Genomic DNA, 20,508 nt, shown 5'->3' on the forward strand with positions numbered 1-20,508 from the left:
CCGGCGTTGCGCCGGGCTTTTTCGTTTCGGCCATCTCCATTCTGTCCAAGACCTGTCGTGATAATGAAAGACGTTCGTTGTCAAAGGTTTGGCCAAGTCTGCGACGAAAGGCTGGGGGACGCCTGTCCGCAATCCTGCGCTCGACAAGGCCTTGATTTTTATGATCACGAAACCGTGATCGACAAAATGCGTCTTCGTTTCGTCCTTTTCGCCGCCTGAGGCGTTTCTGCCCTGAACGCCGTCTGCGGACGGCTCGAGCGGGGAGGAGACGCAATGTCCCAGATGGCTGGAGTACGCCGCCGTTTCGTGCGCGCCGCCATGGAGGCGCCGTTTCTGCAGCGCGAGGAAGAGCATCAGCTCGCCGTGCAGTGGAAGGATGATCGCGACGAGCAGGCTCTGCACCGCCTTGCCGCCGCGCATATGCGGCTGGTGATCGCGATCGCCGCCCGCTTCCGCCATTACGGGCTGCCGATGCCCGACCTCATTCAGGAAGGGCACGTGGGCCTGCTGGAGGCGGCGGCCCGGTTCGAGCCCGAGCGGGAGGTGCGCTTCTCCACCTACGCCACCTGGTGGATCCGGGCCGCGATCCAGGACCACATCCTCCGCAACTGGTCGATCGTGCGCGGCGGCACCAGCTCCGCCCAGAAGGCGCTGTTTTTCAACCTGCGCCGTCTGCGCGCCCGTCTCAGCCGCACCGGCGAGGCCATGGCACCGGGAACGCTGCACGGGAAGATCGCCGAAGCGGTCGGCGTGTCGGTGAAGGACGTGGCGCTGATGGATTCGCGCCTGTCGGGTCCCGACATGTCGCTTAACGCGCCGATGATCGACAGCGATCCGAACTCCTCCTCGGAACGAATGGATTTTCTGGTCGACGACGGTCCGCTGCCGGACGAGACGGTGGGCGAGTCCATCGACGGCGAGCGTCGGGTGCGCTGGCTGCGCTCCGCCCTCGGCGTGCTGAACGAGCGGGAGCTGAACATCGTCCGCGCCCGCCGGTTGAGCGAGAGCGCGGTCACTCTCGAAGCCCTCGGCGAGCGTCTCGGCATCTCGAAAGAACGGGTGCGCCAGATCGAGAACCGCGCGCTGGAGAAACTGCGCCGCGCGCTGGTGGAGCAGCATCCGCAGGCGGTCGGCGCCATGGCCTGACGTGGCCTTAGCGGGGTCGCTCCATCAAAAAGCCCGGCCTCTTTCGAGGCCGGGCTTTTTGATGTCGGAGGGCCGCTCCGTTTGATCGCGATGCGGTCAGATGATGATCACATCGCTTGCGTCCACGTCCGTCAGGCCTGCGGCCAGCTTGGCGAAGGCGACGCGCGCGCCGGCGCCCTCGGTCCCGTCCGCGTCATAATAGAGATAGCCCGTCCGCCCATCGTAGAAGAGGTGGTCGTAGATCTCCGCGGAGCCGGCGCGTCCGCCCTGAAACGCGGTGAAGACGGCGTCGTCCAGCGCGATGGCGTCGTCGGCGTGGCTGAAGTCTTTGATCGCGTCGATGGAGCCCAGGGCGGTGTCGAACACGAAAATGTCCTGACCCGTCCCGCCCGTCAGCACGTCCGCGTGCGCGCCGCCGTGAAGAATGTCGTCGCCGTCGCCTCCGAAGAGCCTGTCCTTGCCGCTCAGTCCCTTCAGGACGTTGTCGCCGTCACCGCCGACCACAAGGTTGCCGCGCTTGTTGCCGGTCAGGTCGATGTCGGCGAGAAAGCCGTCGAGAGAGACGCGCAGCTCCTCCACCTGCCCGTTCATCAGACGATAGCTCACCGAGGTTTCGACGACGTCGCGGCCGCCATTGGCGGATTCGACGATCGTGTCGCTCGCGTCGTCGACCCAGTAGCGGTCGTCGCCCAGCCCGCCCTGCATCCGGTCGGCGCCGCGGCCGCCATGGATCTGGTCCGACTGGGAGGAGCCGATCAGGACGTCGTCACGATCGCCGCCGCCGATGACGATCTGGTCCGGCCGCACGCCCGTCTGCGACCAGGAGGTGAAGCGCAGGCCGCTGAGGTCCACATCCGGGGTCCCCGCGGCCGACTCCGATGGGCCGGCGCTCACCTGAAGCGTGGCGGAGCCCGCGCCCCCGCCGCTCACCAGCGCGTCCGCCGCGACGCCGGTTCCCCCGAACTGGGAGCCCAGCAGCTCCAGCCGCACGTTGGCGTCGTTGTCGCCAAGGATGATCCGTTCGATGCTGGTGAGCCGGCTTTGCGTCAGGTCGGAGGAGAAATAGACCGAGGTCGCCGTCACCGAAAGCGTGTCCACGCCCGCGCCGCCGTCGGCGTAGCCGAGATGGGGGCCTCTTGAACCGCCGTTGACGACGAACACGTCGTCGCCGTCCTGCCCTTCCAGGCCGTCGCCCTGGGGCGCCAGCGTGCTGGCGGGTTTCCAGTAAAACCCGTCGTTGCCGGCTCCGCCCTTGATGACGTCGGCCGCGGCCGATCCGACGAAGGTGTCGTTTTTCGCGGAGCCCCAGACGACGATCACGTTGGTGGGGGCCCAAGTGGTGAAGGTGAGTTCGGTGAGGTTCACCGACCCGCCGGCGACGCCCACGCCGATTTCAAGCTGCGCGGAGCCGCCGGTGGACGACAGCGCGAGGCCGCGTGCGAAAGCCGAGTCGTTCAGCTGCGACAGGTTGATCTGCGCGTGGGAGCCGCCGGACAGCTCGAGGGCTTCGATGGAGCGCACGTCGGCGTTGAGCAGGCCGACCAGGTCTCCCGTGATCGCAAGCGTGTCGTAGCCCAGGCCGCCGTGGAACACGCTGTCAGTGGTCGTCGAGAAGAAGTCCAGCTCAAGCCGATCGTCGCCCGCGCCGCCGTACAGATTATCGACGGCCCTGTCGCCGTGCTCGACGCTGACGAGCCGGTCGTCGCCGTTCCGGCCGTAGATGTCCTGAGGCGAGGGTCTGCTTTCGTCGCCGCGAAGATCGTCGGCGCCGGACGTTCCGATAAGGCGAGCGGACATGGGAGCCTCTTGGGCCGACAGGACGGTTGCGCCGTCAGCCTTCGAGGCGGCGGCCGGCCGCGCGATGCGCGAGCCGGAGCCATGCTACATGCGGATCACGGGTTTCAAACCGGCCGCATGAAGAGAGTTTTAAATCAATCTTAACGATCGACAGTGACGGCGGCCCGGCCCCCGCCGTCAGGGCTGCGGCGGGGGCGCGCCGGCGGAGGCGTTCTGCCAGGCGGCGAAGGCGTCGGCGAAGGCCTGGGCGCCGGGCGTGCCCTTCTCCAGCGTCAGCACGGCGCGGCGGCCGTTGTCGTAGAGGATCGGGATGTCGATCCAGCCGCGGTCGCGCAGAAGCTGCTCGTTGATCACGCGCTCGTTGTCGATACTCGACAGGCCGATCAGGAAGAAGCCGCTGGTCACCCGCACCGACAGGCCCTGCACCGGCGCGCCGCGGGCGGCCTCGTCGGTCTTCATCAGGATGCCCGGCACGTTGGCGACGCCGGCGTTGGCGAAGTTCTCCGGCAGCTTGAACTGGATCTCCACCGTGTGGCTGGCGGGCAGGGTGCTGTCCACGTTGCGGCGGATCACGATCGAGGCGCGGATGCCGCGGGCGGGCACCTCGGCGTCGCCGCGCAGCGCAAGCTCCAGCGGCTGGCCCTGGCCGGCGGAGACCGATTCGGTGCGCCACACCACGGTTCCATCCACCTGATCGCCGGACTTCTGGTCCGAGCCTTCCTCGTAGAGGATGGCGCGCTGGGCCACGAGCGCCCCGGCGGCCGGCTGGGACGGAGCGGCGGACTGCGGAGCCGTCTGGGGTTGCGCCTCCGGCGGGACGGCCGCCGACGGCTCGGGCGCGCGCGCCACGTCCGTCTGCGCCGGCTGGTCCGCGGGCGGCGGCTCGGTGGCCGCCGGGGCGTCGTCGCTCAGCAGCCGGTCGTCGGATTTGGTCTGGCCGTTGGTCGTGGCGGGCTCCGGCGTCGACGGCTCTTTCGGAACGTCCACGGCCGCGGTCTCGGTGGCCCCGCCGCCGAACAGGCCGGCGATCTGCTCCCGGCCCGCGACGCCGACCAGCGCGGCGGCGATCAGCGCCAGCGCGGCGATGGCGACGAGCGGCTTGCGCTTGGAGCCGGCGGGTCGATCGTCCTTGGCGCCGGCGGCGCGGATGATGGGGCGGCCGTCGGCGCGGGTCTCGGGGCCGCGGCGCGGCGGCGCGGCCCGTTCGGCGGCCGCGGCGCGGGCCTCGTCCTGCGCGGGCTGCGGCTCCGGCGCGGGCGCCCGGCGCGGCGGCTCCGCCGGCCGGCGCGGCGCGGGCGGCGCTGCGGCGGGTTCGGGCGCCGCCGGCTGCTGTTCGTCCTCGATCCTGCGGATCGCGTCCTCGAGCTGCATCCGCTCGCGCGAGATGTCCTCCTCCGACAAGGGAGGGTCGATGCTGCGCAACTGCCTGATGATGGCGGCGCGGGCGCGCTCATAGACCGCGCGCCGGTTTTCTCCGGTTTTCTCCGGAAGGCCCGCGACTGCGCGCGAGAGTACTGGATAATAGTCCGCCATGACTCACGACATAAGCCAGGCTTCCGCGCGCGTCGATGGCGCGGAAGACACGGGTCCGAAGTTATTCAGTCTTCGAACGGATCGGCCACAAGAATCGTGTCGGCGCGCTCCGGAGACGTGGACACGAGCGCGATCGGGCATTCGATCAGCTCCTCCACCCGGCGGACATATTTGATGGCCTGCGCCGGCAGGTCGGCCCAGGACCGGGCGCCGGCGGTGGTGCCCTCCCAGCCGGCGATGGTCTCGTAGATCGGCTGGACGCGGGCCTGCGAGCCCTGGCTCGCGGGCAGGCGGTCGATGCGCTGGCCGTCCAGCTCGTAGCCGACGCAGACCTTGATCTCGTCGAGGCCGTCCAGCACGTCGAGCTTGGTCAGCGCGATGCCGTCGATGCCGGAGACGCTCGCGGTCTGGCGCAGCGCCACCGCGTCCAGCCAGCCGCAGCGGCGCGGGCGCCCGGTCACGGTGCCGAACTCGCGGCCGCGTTCGCCGAGGCGCTTGCCGATCTCGTCGGTCAGCTCGGTGGGGAAGGGGCCTTCGCCGACGCGGGTGGTGTAGGCCTTGGCGATGCCGAGCACGTAGCCGATGGCGCGGGGGCCGAGGCCCGAGCCGGTGGCGGCCTGGCCCGCGGTGGTGTTGGACGAGGTCACGAACGGATAGGTGCCGTGGTCCACGTCCAGCAGCGCCCCTTGCGCGCCCTCGAACAGGATGCGGTCGCCGGCGCGGCGGCGGCGCTCCAGCAGCTCCCAGGTGGCGGCGACGTAGGGCAGCACCTTCGGCGCGGCGGAGGCCAGCTCGTCATAGATCGCGTCCACCGTCAGCTCGGGCAGGCCGAAGCCCCGGCGCAGCGCGTTGTGGTGGCTGAGCAGGCGCTCGATCTTGGGGCGCAGCGTGGGCAGGTTGGCGAGATCGCGCAGGCGGATGGCGCGGCGGCCCACCTTGTCCTCATAGGCCGGGCCGATGCCGCGCTTGGTGGTGCCGATGCGCGTGCCCTCGCTGGAGCTTTCGCGCAGGGCGTCCAGCTCCTGATGCACGGACAGGATCAGCGTGGCGTTCTCGGCCACCTTCAGCGTGTCCGGCGTCAGCTCCACGCCCTGGCCCTGCAGGCGGGTTATCTCGTCCGCGAGCGCGTGCGGGTCCACCACCACGCCGTTGCCGATCACCGACAGCTTGCCCTTGCGCACCACGCCGGAGGGCAGCAGGCTGAGCTTGTAGGTGACGCCGTCGATCACGAGGGTGTGGCCGGCGTTGTGCCCGCCCTGGAACCGCACGACCACGTCGGCCTTTTCCGACAGCCAGTCGACGATCTTGCCCTTGCCTTCGTCGCCCCACTGGGCGCCGACCACGACGACGTTCGCCATTTCCAGTCCTCTCCGGCCATGACTCCGGGCAAAAAAAGACCCCGGCTCGGGAGAGCCGGGGTTCTCCCGCGGCTTGCTATCGGATCGAGGCCGCCAAGGCAAGGCGCCGCGCGTCGTCCCGTTCTTCGGGACGCAGAACGAGGTTTGCATCAGCGCCCATGGCGTGGCGGAAGCGGCGGGCCGATATTGCGTGAACGCCATTCGAGCTCAAGGAGATGTCGCCATGGCCGTCCCGTCCGCCGCCCCGCGAAGCGCGGCGTCCACGCTGCCCGCCGGCCTCGCGCTCGGCGTCGCCGAACTCGCGGTTTCGAGCCTGCCGCGCTCGGTCGCGTTCTACGAGCGCGTGGTGGGCCTCCGCCGCCTGTCCCAGGAGCCCGGCGTGGCGGAGCTGGGCGGCACCGGCGGCCCCGCCGTTCTCCGTCTCGTGGAGCGCCCGGGCGCGGCCCCGAAGCCGCGAGAGGCCGCGGGCCTGTTCCATGTGGCGATCCTGCTGCCGGAGCGGCGCAACCTCGCGATCACGCTGGCGCGGCTCGTCCGGGAGCGGCTGCGCATCGGCGCGTCCGACCATCTGGTGAGCGAGGCGCTCTATCTGGACGACCCGGACGGCAACGGGATCGAGATCTACCGCGACCGGCCGCGGGGAGAATGGACGTATCGCGCGGGCGAGATCGCCATGGCCACCGAGCCTCTGGACGCTGAAGCGCTGCTCGACCTGCTTGCGCCGGGCGTCGATCTCGACGCCGCCCAGCCGGCGGGAACCCGCGTCGGCCACATCCATCTGCAGGTGGGCGATCTCGCCGCCGCCCGCGCGTTCTGGATCGACGCGATCGGCTTCGAGCCGACCACCACCTATCCGGGCGCGGTCTTCATGAGCGCCGGCGGCTATCACCACCACCTCGCCGCCAATGTCTGGGCGAGCCGGGGGCGCGGCCCCGCGCCGGAGGGCTCCACCGGGCTGCTCAGCTTCGAGGCGATCCTGCCGGACGCGGCGGCGGTGGAGGCGCTGGCGACGCGCCTCGACGCCCGCGGCGTGGCCTACCAGCGCGACGAGGACGCGCTGCGCGTCGCCGACCCGTGGGGAACGACCATCGTGTTCGTGGTGGGGTGACGCACGGTGAAGCGGCCAAGCCACATTCAAGGCCGTGCCGACCGTTGTTTCGCCAACAAAAAAGGCGACGCCGGAGCGTCGCCCTTATCTGGTGCGTACTGACGCTTGTTAACCGCCAGACCGCAATCTCTGAGAGCTTCAGGATAGTCGTTCTGAGATTGGCGTCAAGCGCGAAAATGCGCGGCGATCTAGAATGAACTTTATGGTTGCGCAGCTGCAGGTGTTGAGGGAGATTTTGAAAAACCAATTCGTCTCAAAGGTATAGCTCTCCATAGATCGGAGCGCCCGCTCCGGTGAACAACAAAGGAGCGGTTGGCGATCAAGCCGTTGGGCCCTCGGGGGAGGGGACGGTTGCAGTCGATGCATCGATCGCGCGACCCCGGAGAGATAAGAAATAAAGGGGGGGACTTCGGCATGAAACTGCGTTTCGCCTTCGATCTGGGGACAGACAGCCTTGGCTGGATCGTGCTCGAACTTGGGCCGGAGGGTGGACCGATCCGCATCGTCGCCATCGGCTCCCGCATTTTCTCCACTGGCCGCGATCCCAAATCCGGGGCGTCGCTGGCGGTCGATCGCCGCGCGGCGCGGGCCATGCGCCGCCGGCGGGACCGCTTCAAGCGCCGGCAGGCGGCGCTGATCAAGCATCTGACCCGGCTTGGCCTGTTCCCCGCCGACGAGGCCGAGCGTAAGGCGCTGGAGGGGCTCGACCCCTACGACCTGCGCGCCCGCGCGTTGCATGAGGCGCTGCCGCTGGCCCATCTCGGCCGGGCGCTGTTCCACCTGGACCAGCGCCGCGGCTTCAAATCCAACCGCAAGGCCGATCGGGGCAAGGAAAACGACGCCGGCGTTGTGAAGATCGGCGTCGAGCGGCTGAAGGACGCCATGGCGGACGACGGCGCCGAGACGCTGGGCGAGTTTCTCCACCGCCGCCGGGCGAGGGCAGAGGAGAAGCGCGAGGCCGGCGAAGAGCCCGGCCGCGAGGGCTGGGTGCGGACGCGGGTCCGGGCCGCGGCGGCCGACGGCTACGACTTCTATGCCTCGCGCGCCATCGTCGAGGAGGAGTTCGCGACCATCTGGGAGCGCCAGGCGCCCCACCATCCCGACGTTCTGACGGACGAGGCGCGCCAGTGCCTGTTCGAGATCATCTTCCACCAGCGGCCGCTGAAAGCCCCGAAGATCGGCCGCTGCACGCTGATCCCGACGGACGAGCGCATTCCGAAGGCGCATCCGCTGTTCCAGCGCCGGCGCCTGCTGGAGGAGCTGAACGCGCTGATGATCGTGCGCACGGGGCGGAACCCGCAGCCGCTGACCAGAGAGCAGCGCGACCTTCTCCTGCTGAAGCTGAAGGACAGTCGCGACGTCGCCTTCGCCTCGCTCCGCAAGATCAAGGGGCTGAAGCTCGACACGGAAGCTCGCTTCAACAAGGAAAGCGAGAACCGCACCAAGCTGGCCGGCGACGAGATCGCGGCGGAGTTCGGCTCGTCGAAGCGCTTCGGCAAGGCCTGGGCGCATCTGGATTGGAAGAGGCAGTGGGAGGTGGTGTCCCGCTTGCGCGAGCTCGAAAGCGACGAGGACGAGGCGGCGTTCCGCGCTTGGCTGCAGGCGGAGCACGGCCTCGACCCCGAGCGCGCCAGGGCCGTCTGCGCCGCCCGGCTGCCGGAGGGCTTCGGCCGTTTCGGCGAGGAGGCGACGGAGCGGCTGATCGCCGAGCTTGAGAAGGATGTGGTGGTCTACAGCGAAGCGGTGCAGCGCGCCGGCTTTCGCCACCATTCGGATTTCAGACCTGAAGGCGGGCTGAACGCGCTGCCCTATTACGGCGTCACGCTGGAGCGCCACATCCTGCCGGGCACCGCCGACCCCGACGAACCGGACGAGGCGCTGCGCATCGGCCGGCTCACCAACCCCACCGTCCATATCGGCCTCAACCAGCTCAAGACGGTGGTGAACGACCTGATCCGCGTCTATGGCCGTCCCTATGAAATCGCGATCGAACTCTCCCGCGATCTGAAACAGAACGATGATGAAAAGAAGGAGAACAACCGGAAGAACAACAAGAACAGGCTAGACGCCGAAAGGCGCGCTAAAAAGCTTCACGAGCTTGGACAGCGGAACACCGGCGCCAACCGCGCGCTGCTGAAGCTGTGGGAAGAGCTTAACCCAGAGAACTGTCTGGATCGCCGCTGCCCTTATTCCGGCCAGAAAATCAGCGCCAAGATGCTGTTCAGCAGTGAGGTCGATGTGGACCACATACTGCCGTTCAAACGCACTCTCGACGACTCCAACGGCAACAAGACCGTCTGTCTGGTCGAGGCCAATCGTAAAAAACGCGATCGTTCACCTTATGAGGCGCGGGGGGATTTTGCGGTGCGTTGGCCCGATGGCGGCGACTGGGAGGCGATCGCCGGCCGGGCGGCGCGCATGCATCCCTCCAAGCGCTGGCGGTTCGAGCCCGACGCCATGGAGCGGTTCCGGGATGATCCCGAGAACGGCCGTGGTTTCATCGCCCGCCAGCTCACCGACACCCAGCATCTGGCGCGGCTCGCCCGCGAATATCTGTCGGCGCTTTATTCCGACCGGGAGGATGGCGGCTCCCATGTCTGGGTCTCGCCCGGCCGGCTGACCGAGATGGTGCGCCGCAAGCTCGGGCTGAACGAACTGCTGCCGGACCACAATTTCGGCGGCGGCGCCGACCAGTCCAAGAACCGCAAGGACCACCGCCACCACGCCATCGACGCCGTTGTGGTGGGGATCGTGGACCGCTCCATGCTCCAGCGCGTCGCGACGATTTCGGGTCAGGAGGGGAAGGACGGGCGCGAGAAGATCGTCATCCCCGAGCCGTGGGAGGGCTTCCGCGAGGATCTGCGCCGGGCGGTCAAGAACATCGTGGTCAGCCACCGGCCGGACCACGGCACGGTGTCGAAAGCCGGTCTGAAGCGCGGCCATGACGCGACGGCGGGCCGGCTGCACAACGACACGGCTTACGGCATAACGGGGGAGACGGACGCCCGGGGCAACGATCTGGTGGTCCATCGGGCGCCGCTGCTGTCCTTCAGAAAGGCCGCCGATCTGGACGCGATCCGCGATCCGGTTCTGCGCGAGGCGCTGAAGGGCTGGACGGCGGGCAAGGAAGGCGCGGCGTTCGAGGCCCGGCTCCGCGCGTTCGGCGATCCCGAGCACGGCTTCATGGCGGACGGCGCGCGGGCGTCCTATCCGCACATCCGCCGCATCCGCGTGACCGAGCCGCTGGCGGTGATCCCGATCCGTGACGCCACGGGCCGCGTTTACAAGGGGTACAAGGGCGACTCCAACTACCGCTACGACGTGTGGGAGCTGAAGGACGGCAAGTGGGTCGCCGAGGTGGTGTCCATGTTCGACGCCCACCGCCCCGACTGGACCTCGGCGTTGCGCGCGGCGCACCCCATCGCGAAAAAAGTGCTCAGCCTGCAGCAGGACGACATTGTCGCGATCGAGCGAGAGGGCGAGGAACGGCGGCTCATGCGCGTGGTGAAGTTCCGGCAGACCGGTGAAATCACCTTGGCCGAGCACAATGAAGCAGGGAAACTGAAGGATCGCGATAAAGCGCCAAACGATCTCGACCCCTTCAAGTATCTCGCCCTTATGGCAAGCAGCCTGAAAAAGGCTCGCGCGCGCCAAGTTCGCGTCGACCCGCTCGGTCGCGTGCGGGATCCCGGCTTCCCCGCCCGAACCGCGGTGCGCCGCACGAAGTCAAAGCCAGCGAATCATCAGTGATTGTATTTTTTAAACTGTACAATCAATGATGGGCGCATGAGGGGCGGCCTAGGTGGCCGCCTCCCGTGTGCCCAGCGAGCGCCACAGGCGATGACCCGTCGCGACGATGCCGCCCTGAAGTCTCTCTCGCCGCCGATGCGGCGGGGCGCTTGAACCATGGAGCGCGTGGTCGACATTTCCGTCGACGGACGGCACTTGCGCGCCCATCGCGGCTTTCTGCTGGTGAGCGAGGCGGGCGTCGAAGTGGGGCGCGTGCCGCTGGACGATGTGGCGGCGGTGATCGTGCACGCTCATGGCGTGACCTGGACCGCCAATCTGGTCTCGGCGCTGGCCGAGCGTGGCGCGCCGCTGGTGTTCTGCGGCTCCAACCACGCGCCGGTCGCCGTCTGCCTGCCGATCGACGGCCATCACGGGCAGAACGCGCGCATGCGGGCGCAATGGGAGGCGGGCCGTCCGCTTTCGAAGCAGCTCTGGCGCGAGATCGTGATGGCCAAGATCCGCTGGCAGGGTGCGGCGCTTAGCGCCCGCGGCCAGTCCGGCGAGGCGTTCGAGCTGATCGCGCGCCGGGTGAAGTCCGGCGATCCGGAGAACGTGGAGGCGCAGGCCGCCCGGCGCTACTGGCCGGCGCTGATGGGGCCGGACTTCCGCCGGGATCGCGGCGCGGACGGCGTCAACGCGCTGCTGAACTACGGCTACACCGTGCTGCGGGCGCTGTGCGCGCGCTCGCTCGTCGCGGCCGGGCTGCACCCGTCGATCGGGGTTCACCACGCCAACCGCGGCAACGCCTTCGCGCTGGCCGACGATCTGATCGAGCCGTTCCGGCCGCTGGTGGATCTGGTGGCGGCGAAGCTTGCGGATCGGGGCGCGGCCGAGGTGAACCCTGAGGCCAAGCGCGCCTTCGCGGCGCTGATCGCGCTCGACCTGCCGGGGGAAGCCGGCGTCACCACCGTCGCCATGGCCGCACAGCGTTCCGCCCAGTCCCTGGCGCGGGCGTTTGAAACCGGACGCGTCGCAGAGCTCGCGCTGCCGCGCGCGCCTTCGCCGCTCGAACTTGCGGGGCTCGCGGCGATGGACCCGCTGTCGCCGATCGTCGCGGCTGAGGCGGAGGCGCAGCGTTGACCGGGCCAGACTTGGGCCCCGGTCCCACGCAGTTGAGCGGATACCGTCTGATGTGGATCTTCGTGATGTTCGATCTGCCGGTCGCCACCAAGGCGCAGTCCCGGGCGGCGACCAAATTCCGAGAGTTCCTGCTGGATGAGGGGTTCGAAAAAAGCCAGTTCTCGGTCTATGCTCGTTTCTGCAACGGCAAGGAGCAGTTCGAAGCCTACATGCGCCGCATCGAACGTCATCTCCCCGACAGCGGCGAGGTTCATGTCCTCACCTTCACGGATCGCCAATATGAATCGATCGTTCGCTTCTCCGGCCAACGCCGCCGCGCTCCGCGCAAAAAACCGGACCAGCTTGCGCTGTTCTAGATTTGTCCCTGGAAATAAGCCGCAGGCGGCAGCCGTTATCGCCTTTAACATCAAGGCGATAACGGCTGATCAAGTTTAACCGCTCAGAGATTGCGGTCCAGCAGCAACATGCACGAGTTCCTTGTGCCGCTGTTCCAGAGTTTAACCGCTCAGAGATTGCGGTCCAGCAGCAACGCATTCTCGGCGCCGCGATCAACGCCGACGAGTTTAACCGCTCAGAGATTGCGGTCCAGCAGCAACCACCGGCCACACCAGCCCTGAGCGGCGCGGAGTTTAACCGCTCAGAGATTGCGGTCCAGCAGCAACCACGCCGGTCGCGGAGATGATGGTCTGCGAGTTTAACCGCTCAGAGATTGCGGTCCAGCAGCAACCCGCGACCGGGATCGGAGGCGGCGACGTCGAAGTTTAACCGCTCAGAGATTGCGGTCCAGCAGCAACGTGCACGGCCGCCATCGCCGCCTCGACGCGAGTTTAACCGCTCAGAGATTGCGGTCCAGCAGCAACCTAGAGCCGCGGCGCGGCTGTCGAGCGCGCAGTTTAACCGCTCAGAGATTGCGGTCCAGCAGCAACTGTTACGGGCTGGCGCAAATGCTCAAGCAGAGTTTAACCGCTCAGAGATTGCGGTCCAGCAGCAACCAGCGTCCGATGACGTCCCATAGCCGCAGCGAGTTTAACCGCTCAGAGATTGCGGTCCAGCAGCAACGCGCACCGTTCTCAGAGATTGCCAGCGGGCAGTTTAACCGCTCAGAGATTGCGGTCCAGCAGCAACAAGGTCGCCATGCTCTCGGTCGCGGAGGGCAGTTTAACCGCTCAGAGATTGCGGTCCAGCAGCAACAGTCGTAAAAAACCAGCGCGTCTCGGATGAAGTTTAACCGCTCAGAGATTGCGGTCCAGCAGCAACTCCGGGTTCCGCGCGGTGACTTCGACCGTCAGTTTAACCGCTCAGAGATTGCGGTCCAGCAGCAACTGCTTCGGCTCCGGCTCCTTCTCCTCGGCGAGTTTAACCGCTCAGAGATTGCGGTCCAGCAGCAACAGAGCGCCGCGCGGATGATGCGGGACAGCAAGTTTAACCGCTCAGAGATTGCGGTCCAGCAGCAACAGAAGCTCGCGAGCCTGCGCGGAAAGCACGAGTTTAACCGCTCAGAGATTGCGGTCCAGCAGCAACGAAACGCGCTGGGCTCCGAGGCGGCGGCGTAGTTTAACCGCTCAGAGATTGCGGTCCAGCAGCAACGTCTTCCGACGTGCGGCCGACGCGAGCCTGAGTTTAACCGCTCAGAGATTGCGGTCCAGCAGCAACTTCATGGCGCGCATCCAGCTTTCGGCTCTGAGTTTAACCGCTCAGAGATTGCGGTCCAGCAGCAACGAACGGTGAGGCCGTCGCGGGCGCAGGCGGAGTTTAACCGCTCAGAGATTGCGGTCCAGCAGCAACGACGCTTGTGCGTACATATCGACATCGCAAAGTTTAACCGCTCAGAGATTGCGGTCCAGCAGCAACTAGCACGTCCGCCGTCATCAAAGACGTACCAGTTTAACCGCTCAGAGATTGCGGTCCAGCAGCAACCACGATGTCGAGCGCGGTTGTGTTCGGGTTAGTTTAACCGCTCAGAGATTGCGGTCCAGCAGCAACCACCAGTCGCGCCGTACATTTGGACGCCGAAGTTTAACCGCTCAGAGATTGCGGTCCAGCAGCAACCGGTTGCTTCGGCCCCCGCCACCACCAAGAAGTTTAACCGCTCAGAGATTGCGGTCCAGCAGCAACGTCTCACCATGACGCTACCGCCCGAACTGAAGTTTAACCGCTCAGAGATTGCGGTCCAGCAGCAACCGAGGCCGCAATCGTCCAAGAGGTATAGGGCAGTTTAACCGCTCAGAGATTGCGGTCCAGCAGCAACGCGGGCCGCGGGTGACGACGAGCGAGACCTAGTTTAACCGCTCAGAGATTGCGGTCCAGCAGCAACTGCTTCTCCTCCTCCAGGCGCTCGATGCGCAGTTTAACCGCTCAGAGATTGCGGTCCAGCAGCAACGTCGCGACCGGGTCGCTTACGACGCTTGGGAGTTTAACCGCTCAGAGATTGCGGTCCAGCAGCAACGGCGCGTGGTTCGACCAGGCGCTCGCCGACAGTTTAACCGCTCAGAGATTGCGGTCCAGCAGCAACGACGGCCGCCGCCGTCCCTGACCTGCCCGAAGTTTAACCGCTCAGAGATTGCGGTCCAGCAGCAACACGGCGGACGGGAGATGGGCGACGGCGATTAGTTTAACCGCTCAGAGATTGCGGTCCAGCAGCAACCGTCGAAGCTGTCGAAGGGCAGCAACCTTGAGTTTAACCGCTCAGAGATTGCGGTCCAGCAGCAACTCTGTGGCGCCCTGAACTTTCTCGTGCTGAAGTTTAACCGCTCAGAGATTGCGGTCCAGCAGCAACTGTTTGACGTGCTGAAGCTCTGCGACAGCAGTTTAACCGCTCAGAGATTGCGGTCCAGCAGCAACGGCCGGACGATCCTGCCGAGCGCAACGTGCAGTTTAACCGCTCAGAGATTGCGGTCCAGCAGCAACACGTCACCGCCTGGCGCAGGAGGCCTTCGAAGTTTAACCGCTCAGAGATTGCGGTCCAGCAGCAACCGGCAACGAGGTCACGTTCAAACTGTGGAAAGTTTAACCGCTCAGAGATTGCGGTCCAGCAGCAACTGGGCGGCCTGACGCTGGACGACACCACGGAGTTTAACCGCTCAGAGATTGCGGTCCAGCAGCAACTCGAAACCGGGCCGACCGCGTTCGCCGCATAGTTTAACCGCTCAGAGATTGCGGTCCAGCAGCAACCGGCGCGGCCTCCGCCACCGCCAAGCCGATAGTTTAACCGCTCAGAGATTGCGGTCCAGCAGCAACTACTGACCCGGCTTGCGCACGTCGACCGTCAGTTTAACCGCTCAGAGATTGCGGTCCAGCAGCAACGCGCGCCGCCTGCGGCCACCCGCAACCCGAAGTTTAACCGCTCAGAGATTGCGGTCCAGCAGCAACTGATCGGGATATGGGCACCGGATGTGCGACAGTTTAACCGCTCAGAGATTGCGGTCCAGCAGCAACGGTCCACACGGCCTGGGACATCGGCGTCAAAGTTTAACCGCTCAGAGATTGCGGTCCAGCAGCAACTGCCGCTGGCGCTACTGCAGGTGGCCGGTGAGTTTAACCGCTCAGAGATTGCGGTCCAGCAGCAACGAACGCTCCGCCGCGGTGCTGAGAATGTCAGTTTAACCGCTCAGAGATTGCGGTCCAGCAGCAACTAGACGAACTGCTCGGCGACGTACTTCTCGAGTTTAACCGCTCAGAGATTGCGGTCCAGCAGCAACCAGTTGGCGCATTCGCTTTCCCAAACGGCCAGTTTAACCGCTCAGAGATTGCGGTCCAGCAGCAACGGTGTCGTCGCCGGGCTTGTCGCCGGGCTGAGTTTAACCGCTCAGAGATTGCGGTCCAGCAGCAACCATGCCTGTCACGGCCGGCCTTGTCGCTGTAGTTTAACCGCTCAGAGATTGCGGTCCAGCAGCAACGAAATGAAAAAGCCCCGCGCGATGGCGGGGAGTTTAACCGCTCAGAGATTGCGGTCCAGCAGCAACTCTCGCCGTCGTCAGCCGCATAGAACGCGCAGTTTAACCGCTCAGAGATTGCGGTCCAGCAGCAACTCACGAGAAATCGACGCCGTAGAGCAGCGCAGTTTAACCGCTCAGAGATTGCGGTCCAGCAGCAACAGCTCGATCCAGCGGCGCATGATCGGGCGGAGTTTAACCGCTCAGAGATTGCGGTCCAGCAGCAACACTACGCGTCCCGTCCCGTGAGGGCGGAGGAGTTTAACCGCTCAGAGATTGCGGTCCAGCAGCAACGCTCGCCGCCAAGGAGCCGCAGGCATGACCAGTTTAACCGCTCAGAGATTGCGGTCCAGCAGCAACAGTTGCGGGCGAGATAGGGGTTCCCGGGCAAGTTTAACCGCTCAGAGATTGCGGTCCAGCAGCAACATCAGGGGCCGCTCATTAGAAAGGAGAAGCAGTTTAACCGCTCAGAGATTGCGGTCCAGCAGCAACTGAGGGCGCGCAGGGCGAACGTCTCGACAAAGTTTAACCGCTCAGAGATTGCGGTCCAGCAGCAACTGGGGGCGGTGAGGGCTTCCTTGACGGTCAGTTTAACCGCTCAGAGATTGCGGTCCAGCAGCAACCCGAGCGCAGCCGCATCATTCGCGAGGAGCAGTTTAACCGCTCAGAGATTGCGGTCCAGCAGCAACTGGACCGAAATCGCGTTGTAGGCGGTTTCGAGTTTAACCGCTCAGAGATTGCGGTCCAGCAGCAACGCGCTGGTGTTCGACGACGGCCACATCGTCAGTTTAACCGCTCAGAGATTGCGGTCCAGCAGCAACCCGCTTTGGATCACGCTGCGCATCGTGGTCAGTTTAACCGCTCAGAGATTGCGGTCCAGCAGCAACAGATCAGCCCGCGCGAGGACATGGACTGCAAGTTTAACCGCTCAGAGATTGCGGTCCAGCAGCAACCCATCTCCGCGTGGGCCGCGAATGCGGCGTAGTTTAACCGCTCAGAGATTGCGGTCCAGCAGCAACACGTCAAGGCGTCGGTCTCGAACTCGATGAAGTTTAACCGCTCAGAGATTGCGGTCCAGCAGCAACAGGTTCGCGCCGCGTCCGAGCCATAGCCCAAGTTTAACCGCTCAGAGATTGCGGTCCAGCAGCAACGGAACATCTCCAGCGGGCACTGCGCCCGCCAGTTTAACCGCTCAGAGATTGCGGTCCAGCAGCAACGAAGGAAACCGAGGAGCGGCTGTTCCCGGCAGTTTAACCGCTCAGAGATTGCGGTCCAGCAGCAACCGCGCAGCTCGTTCTTCGCCTCGGGCGAAAAGTTTAACCGCTCAGAGATTGCGGTCCAGCAGCAACCGGCAGCAGGCGCGTCATAAAGTCGTTGGAGAGTTTAACCGCTCAGAGATTGCGGTCCAGCAGCAACGGTCGCGATGGTCATCCGGAATGGCGAGCAAGTTTAACCGCTCAGAGATTGCGGTCCAGCAGCAACATCACCGAAGTCCCTCTGATCTCGTGGGTCAGTTTAACCGCTCAGAGATTGCGGTCCAGCAGCAACCGGCGAGATATTCGGCGAGGTGCTCGGCACAGTTTAACCGCTCAGAGATTGCGGTCCAGCAGCAACGCGGCGACCGGAGCGCGCCCCAGCGCAGGGAGTTTAACCGCTCAGAGATTGCGGTCCAGCAGCAACGCCGGCGCGCCGGACCAGAGCGTTCCGGACAGTTTAACCGCTCAGAGATTGCGGTCCAGCAGCAACTGGACGTGTCCGGGCCGCTGGCGATCACCGAGTTTAACCGCTCAGAGATTGCGGTCCAGCAGCAACGCGTGCGCGCGCCGGTTCCGCCCTGATTGAAGTTTAACCGCTCAGAGATTGCGGTCCAGCAGCAACGCCAGCGCCAGCGCCGCTTCCGGCGCCGGGAGTTTAACCGCTCAGAGATTGCGGTCCAGCAGCAACCAATCGCGAACCTCTCCATCCCAGGCTTGGAGTTTAACCGCTCAGAGATTGCGGTCCAGCAGCAACTGCGCGGATGCCGGCCAGCATCTCCTGTTCAGTTTAACCGCTCAGAGATTGCGGTCCAGCAGCAACCCATTGGGAGGCCGTGATGGCGCGCTACGCAGTTTAACCGCTCAGAGATTGCGGTCCAGCAGCAACAGCTGTCGCCGATGCGGCATTGCGGTCCGGAGTTTAACCGCTCAGAGATTGCGGTCCAGCAGCAACGGAACAGTTCAAGCGGGCACTGCGCCCGCCAGTTTAACCGCTCAGAGATTGCGGTCCAGCAGCAACTGGGCGCTTTGTGGAGCCGCCACAGCGTTGAGTTTAACCGCTCAGAGATTGCGGTCCAGCAGCAACGCCGCTCGTCCCGCGTCAGCGCGCCCCAGGAGTTTAACCGCTCAGAGATTGCGGTCCAGCAGCAACTCTTTACAGCGCGCCTAAGTTCAACATAGGAGTTTAACCGCTCAGAGATTTCGGGCCCATAGCAACGTAGCAGTGGCCGCCATGACTTGGACTCGCAGCGCGCCAGTCTGGCGGTTGAGGGCCAGCCGCGTTGACCGGAGCTGCGTCGAAGGGGCTGCGGGAACCGGGAGGTCGCCTGCGTCCGCGGCTTCCGGCTTGGGCGCTTAAGGGGCGGTGGGGTCGAAGGTCTTGGCGCTTTTCAGCTCGATCGCCTTCGGCAGCAGGTTCGATTCCGCGAACGCGTCGGCGATCTCCTGCTGGGTGGCGAGGTCTTCGGCCAGCACCGGCTGCACGTCGTAGCTGCGGCGTTCGGTGATGGCCTCGATCACCGGAACCGGCACGCCCTTCCACAGCGGCGACAGGAGTTCGGCGGAGCGGCGCCTGTCCGCCTTCACCCAGCGGCCGGCCTCCTGTAGGGCGGCGTAGACCGTGCGCACCACCTGCGGGTGCTGGGCGGCGAACTCGCTGTTGACCAGGTAGTAGCGCTTGTAGGTGGAGGTGCCGTTGGAGCCGTCCGCCAGCACGCGGGCGCCGGTCTCGGCCTCCACCTGCGCCAGATAGGGGTCCCACACCGACCAGGCGTCGATCACGCCGCGGTCGAAGGCGGGGCGGGCGTCCTGGGGCTGCAGGTAGGAGATCTGCACGTCGGAGACCGAAAGCCCGGCGCGCGCCAGATTGGCCACCAGCAGGAAATGGGCGCCGGAGCCCTTCTGCACGCCGATGCGTTTGCCATTCAGGTCCTTCAGCTCGGCGATGGGCGAGCCCTTTGGCGCGAGGATCGCCTGCGCCTTGGGCGAGGCGCTCTCCTTGGCGAAATAGGTCAGGTCCACATTGGCGGCCTGGGTGAACACCGGCACCGCGTCTGCCACGTCGGCGTGTATGTCCACGGCGCGGGCGGTCATGGTGGGGATCACGCCAGCGGTCATCTCGTGCCAGCTCACGTCGAAGCCGAGCGGCTTCAGGCGTTTCTCCAGCTCGCCGTTGGTCTTGAGCGTGATCAGCAGCGTGGACGAGCGCTGGAAGCTGATGCGCACGGTCTCGGCGGACGCGGAGGCGGCGAACAGGACGGTCGCGGCGGCGACGGCGGCGGCGCGGGCGAGAAAGCGGACGGACACGGCGGGCCTCATGCTGGAAATATAAAACCAATATGTCTATGGATTGAATATATTTATGGGGCAAGCCCTCTAATGGGCGGGAGGCGGACGTGACGCATCGTGAGGCGGGAAATGGGGCGCGGGGCCTGAGATTCGGGGTGTGGGCCGCGGTGCACGGCAATCGGGCGGCGCTGAACGACCCGCGCGAGCCCTATGACGCCTCCTGGGAGCGCAACCGGGCGCTGGTTCTGGAGGCGGAGGCGCTGGGCTTCGACAGCGTGCTGGTGGCGCAGCACACGGTGAATCCGCACGACCGGACCCGCGACCAGCTCGAGGCCTGGACGGCGGCGGCGGCGCTGGCGGCCGTGACGTCGAAGATCGAGATCATCGCCGCCATCAAGCCGCTGCTGCAGCACCCGGCGACGCTCGCCAAGATGGCGCTGCAGATCGAGGCCATCTCCCGCGGGCGCTTCGGGCTGAACGTGGTCAACGCCTGGAACCGGGCGGAGTTCGAGCCGGCGGGGCTGCCGTTCCCCGAGCACGACGCCCGCTACGCCTATGGCGCGGAGTGGCTGAAGGTGGTGGGCGGCCTGATCTCGGGCGAGGCGGTGACCCATGAGGGCGAGCATTTCCGTCTGACCGACTACCGGCTCCGGCCGGCGGACGCCTATCGCGCCCGGCCGGCGCTCTATGTGGGCGGCGAGTCGGAGCCGGCGCGGGAGCTGGTGGCGCAGGCGGGCGACGTCTGGTTCATCAACGGCCAGCCGCTGGAGAACGTGCGGGCGCTGATCGCGGACGTGGCGGCGCGGCCGAGGGGCGAGGCGCCGCCGCTGCGCTATGGCCTCGCGGCCTTCGTCATCGCACGGCCGACCCACGCGGAGGCGGAGGCGGAGCACGCCCACCTCGCCGAGCTGGCCGCGCAGGACGCGGAGCTGAAAGCGGTCCAGCGCGCCAACACCGATCCGAAGGTGGTGATGATGCGCGCCATCGCCAGCCGGCCGTCGGTCGGCAGCAACGGCGGCACCGCGGCGGGGCTGGTGGGCTCCTACGCCGAGGTGGCGGAGCGGATCGCGGCGTTCCACGCCGCCGGGATCGAGTTGTTCATGCTGCAGTTCCAGCCGTTCGAGGCGGAGATGCGCCGCTTCGCCGCCGAGGTGGCGCCGCTGGCGCGCGCGCTCGCCGCGGCGGGCGGAGACCGGCGCGCCGCGGTGTCCTGACGCGGGCGG

General features: G+C 66.1%; 10 protein-coding genes and 1 CRISPR repeat array. Of the genes, 6 read left to right on the forward strand and 4 right to left on the reverse strand.

Annotated elements, in window-relative coordinates:
- Window positions 1-273 precede the first annotated feature (273 nt).
- Window positions 274-1,146, forward strand: a complete 873-nt coding sequence (locus PKE85_RS17475; protein WP_271206037.1) for an RNA polymerase factor sigma-32 — start codon at window positions 274-276, stop codon at window positions 1,144-1,146.
- A gap of 96 nt (window positions 1,147-1,242) precedes the next feature.
- Here PKE85_RS17475 and PKE85_RS17480 read toward each other — a convergent pair whose 3' ends face one another.
- The 3 genes from PKE85_RS17480 to PKE85_RS17490 form a co-directional block, all read right to left on the reverse strand.
- Window positions 1,243-2,943, reverse strand: coding sequence for a calcium-binding protein (locus tag PKE85_RS17480; protein ID WP_271206038.1), 1,701 nt, complete (start codon window positions 2,941-2,943; stop codon window positions 1,243-1,245).
- Between the two features lie 177 nt (window positions 2,944-3,120).
- A complete protein-coding gene (locus PKE85_RS17485; RefSeq protein ID WP_271206039.1) occupies window positions 3,121-4,476 on the reverse strand; it encodes a hypothetical protein in 1,356 nt (451 codons plus the stop codon).
- 65 nt (window positions 4,477-4,541) lie between these two features.
- Entirely contained in the window at window positions 4,542-5,834 is a 1,293-nt protein-coding gene (locus tag PKE85_RS17490) for an adenylosuccinate synthase (RefSeq protein WP_271206040.1), read from the reverse strand.
- 223 nt (window positions 5,835-6,057) lie between these two features.
- Here PKE85_RS17490 and PKE85_RS17495 point away from each other — a divergent pair, with 223 nt between their 5' ends.
- From PKE85_RS17495 to cas2, 4 genes are all read left to right on the forward strand, one after another.
- A complete protein-coding gene (locus PKE85_RS17495) occupies window positions 6,058-6,942 on the forward strand; it encodes a VOC family protein (protein ID WP_271206041.1) in 885 nt (294 codons plus the stop codon).
- Window positions 6,943-7,356: 414 nt separating this feature from the next.
- Window positions 7,357-10,692, forward strand: a complete 3,336-nt coding sequence (gene cas9 / locus PKE85_RS17500) for a type II CRISPR RNA-guided endonuclease Cas9 (protein WP_271206043.1) — start codon at window positions 7,357-7,359, stop codon at window positions 10,690-10,692.
- A gap of 156 nt (window positions 10,693-10,848) precedes the next feature.
- Window positions 10,849-11,811 carry a type II CRISPR-associated endonuclease Cas1 gene (gene cas1 / locus PKE85_RS17505; protein ID WP_271206044.1) on the forward strand — a complete coding sequence of 321 codons (963 nt, stop codon included), beginning with the start codon at window positions 10,849-10,851 and terminating at the stop codon, window positions 11,809-11,811.
- Between the two features lie 50 nt (window positions 11,812-11,861).
- Complete coding sequence (gene cas2 / locus PKE85_RS17510; protein ID WP_271206045.1) at window positions 11,862-12,167, forward strand: CRISPR-associated endonuclease Cas2; 306 nt, start codon at window positions 11,862-11,864, stop codon at window positions 12,165-12,167.
- A gap of 72 nt (window positions 12,168-12,239) precedes the next feature.
- A CRISPR array of direct repeats spans window positions 12,240-18,215; the repeat unit is 36 nt; unit sequence AGTTTAACCGCTCAGAGATTGCGGTCCAGCAGCAAC.
- A 137-nt stretch (window positions 18,216-18,352) separates the two neighbouring features.
- Here the strand turns inward: cas2 and PKE85_RS17515 are convergent.
- Window positions 18,353-19,303 carry an aliphatic sulfonate ABC transporter substrate-binding protein gene (locus tag PKE85_RS17515; RefSeq protein WP_271206046.1) on the reverse strand — a complete coding sequence of 317 codons (951 nt, stop codon included), beginning with the start codon at window positions 19,301-19,303 and terminating at the stop codon, window positions 18,353-18,355.
- Window positions 19,304-19,392: 89 nt separating this feature from the next.
- Between PKE85_RS17515 and PKE85_RS17520 the strand changes: the two genes are divergently transcribed.
- Complete coding sequence (locus PKE85_RS17520) at window positions 19,393-20,499, forward strand: LLM class flavin-dependent oxidoreductase (protein ID WP_271206047.1); 1,107 nt, start codon at window positions 19,393-19,395, stop codon at window positions 20,497-20,499.
- Window positions 20,500-20,508: the final 9 nt, after the last annotated feature.

Origin of the sequence: Methylopila jiangsuensis (assembly GCF_027922305.1) — a bacterium.
GTDB lineage: Bacteria > Pseudomonadota > Alphaproteobacteria > Rhizobiales > Methylopilaceae > Methylopila > Methylopila jiangsuensis.

Coding starts and splice junctions, on each gene's coding strand:
- PKE85_RS17475 (WP_271206037.1), top strand. CDS start 274: ATGTCCCAGATGGCTGGAGTACGCCGCCGTTTCGTGCGCGCCGCCATG.
- PKE85_RS17480 (WP_271206038.1), bottom strand. CDS start 2,943: ATGTCCGCTCGCCTTATCGGAACGTCCGGCGCCGACGATCTTCGCGGC.
- PKE85_RS17485 (WP_271206039.1), bottom strand. CDS start 4,476: ATGGCGGACTATTATCCAGTACTCTCGCGCGCAGTCGCGGGCCTTCCG.
- PKE85_RS17490 (WP_271206040.1), bottom strand. CDS start 5,834: ATGGCGAACGTCGTCGTGGTCGGCGCCCAGTGGGGCGACGAAGGCAAG.
- PKE85_RS17495 (WP_271206041.1), top strand. CDS start 6,058: ATGGCCGTCCCGTCCGCCGCCCCGCGAAGCGCGGCGTCCACGCTGCCC.
- cas9 (WP_271206043.1), top strand. CDS start 7,357: ATGAAACTGCGTTTCGCCTTCGATCTGGGGACAGACAGCCTTGGCTGG.
- cas1 (WP_271206044.1), top strand. CDS start 10,849: ATGGAGCGCGTGGTCGACATTTCCGTCGACGGACGGCACTTGCGCGCC.
- cas2 (WP_271206045.1), top strand. CDS start 11,862: ATGTGGATCTTCGTGATGTTCGATCTGCCGGTCGCCACCAAGGCGCAG.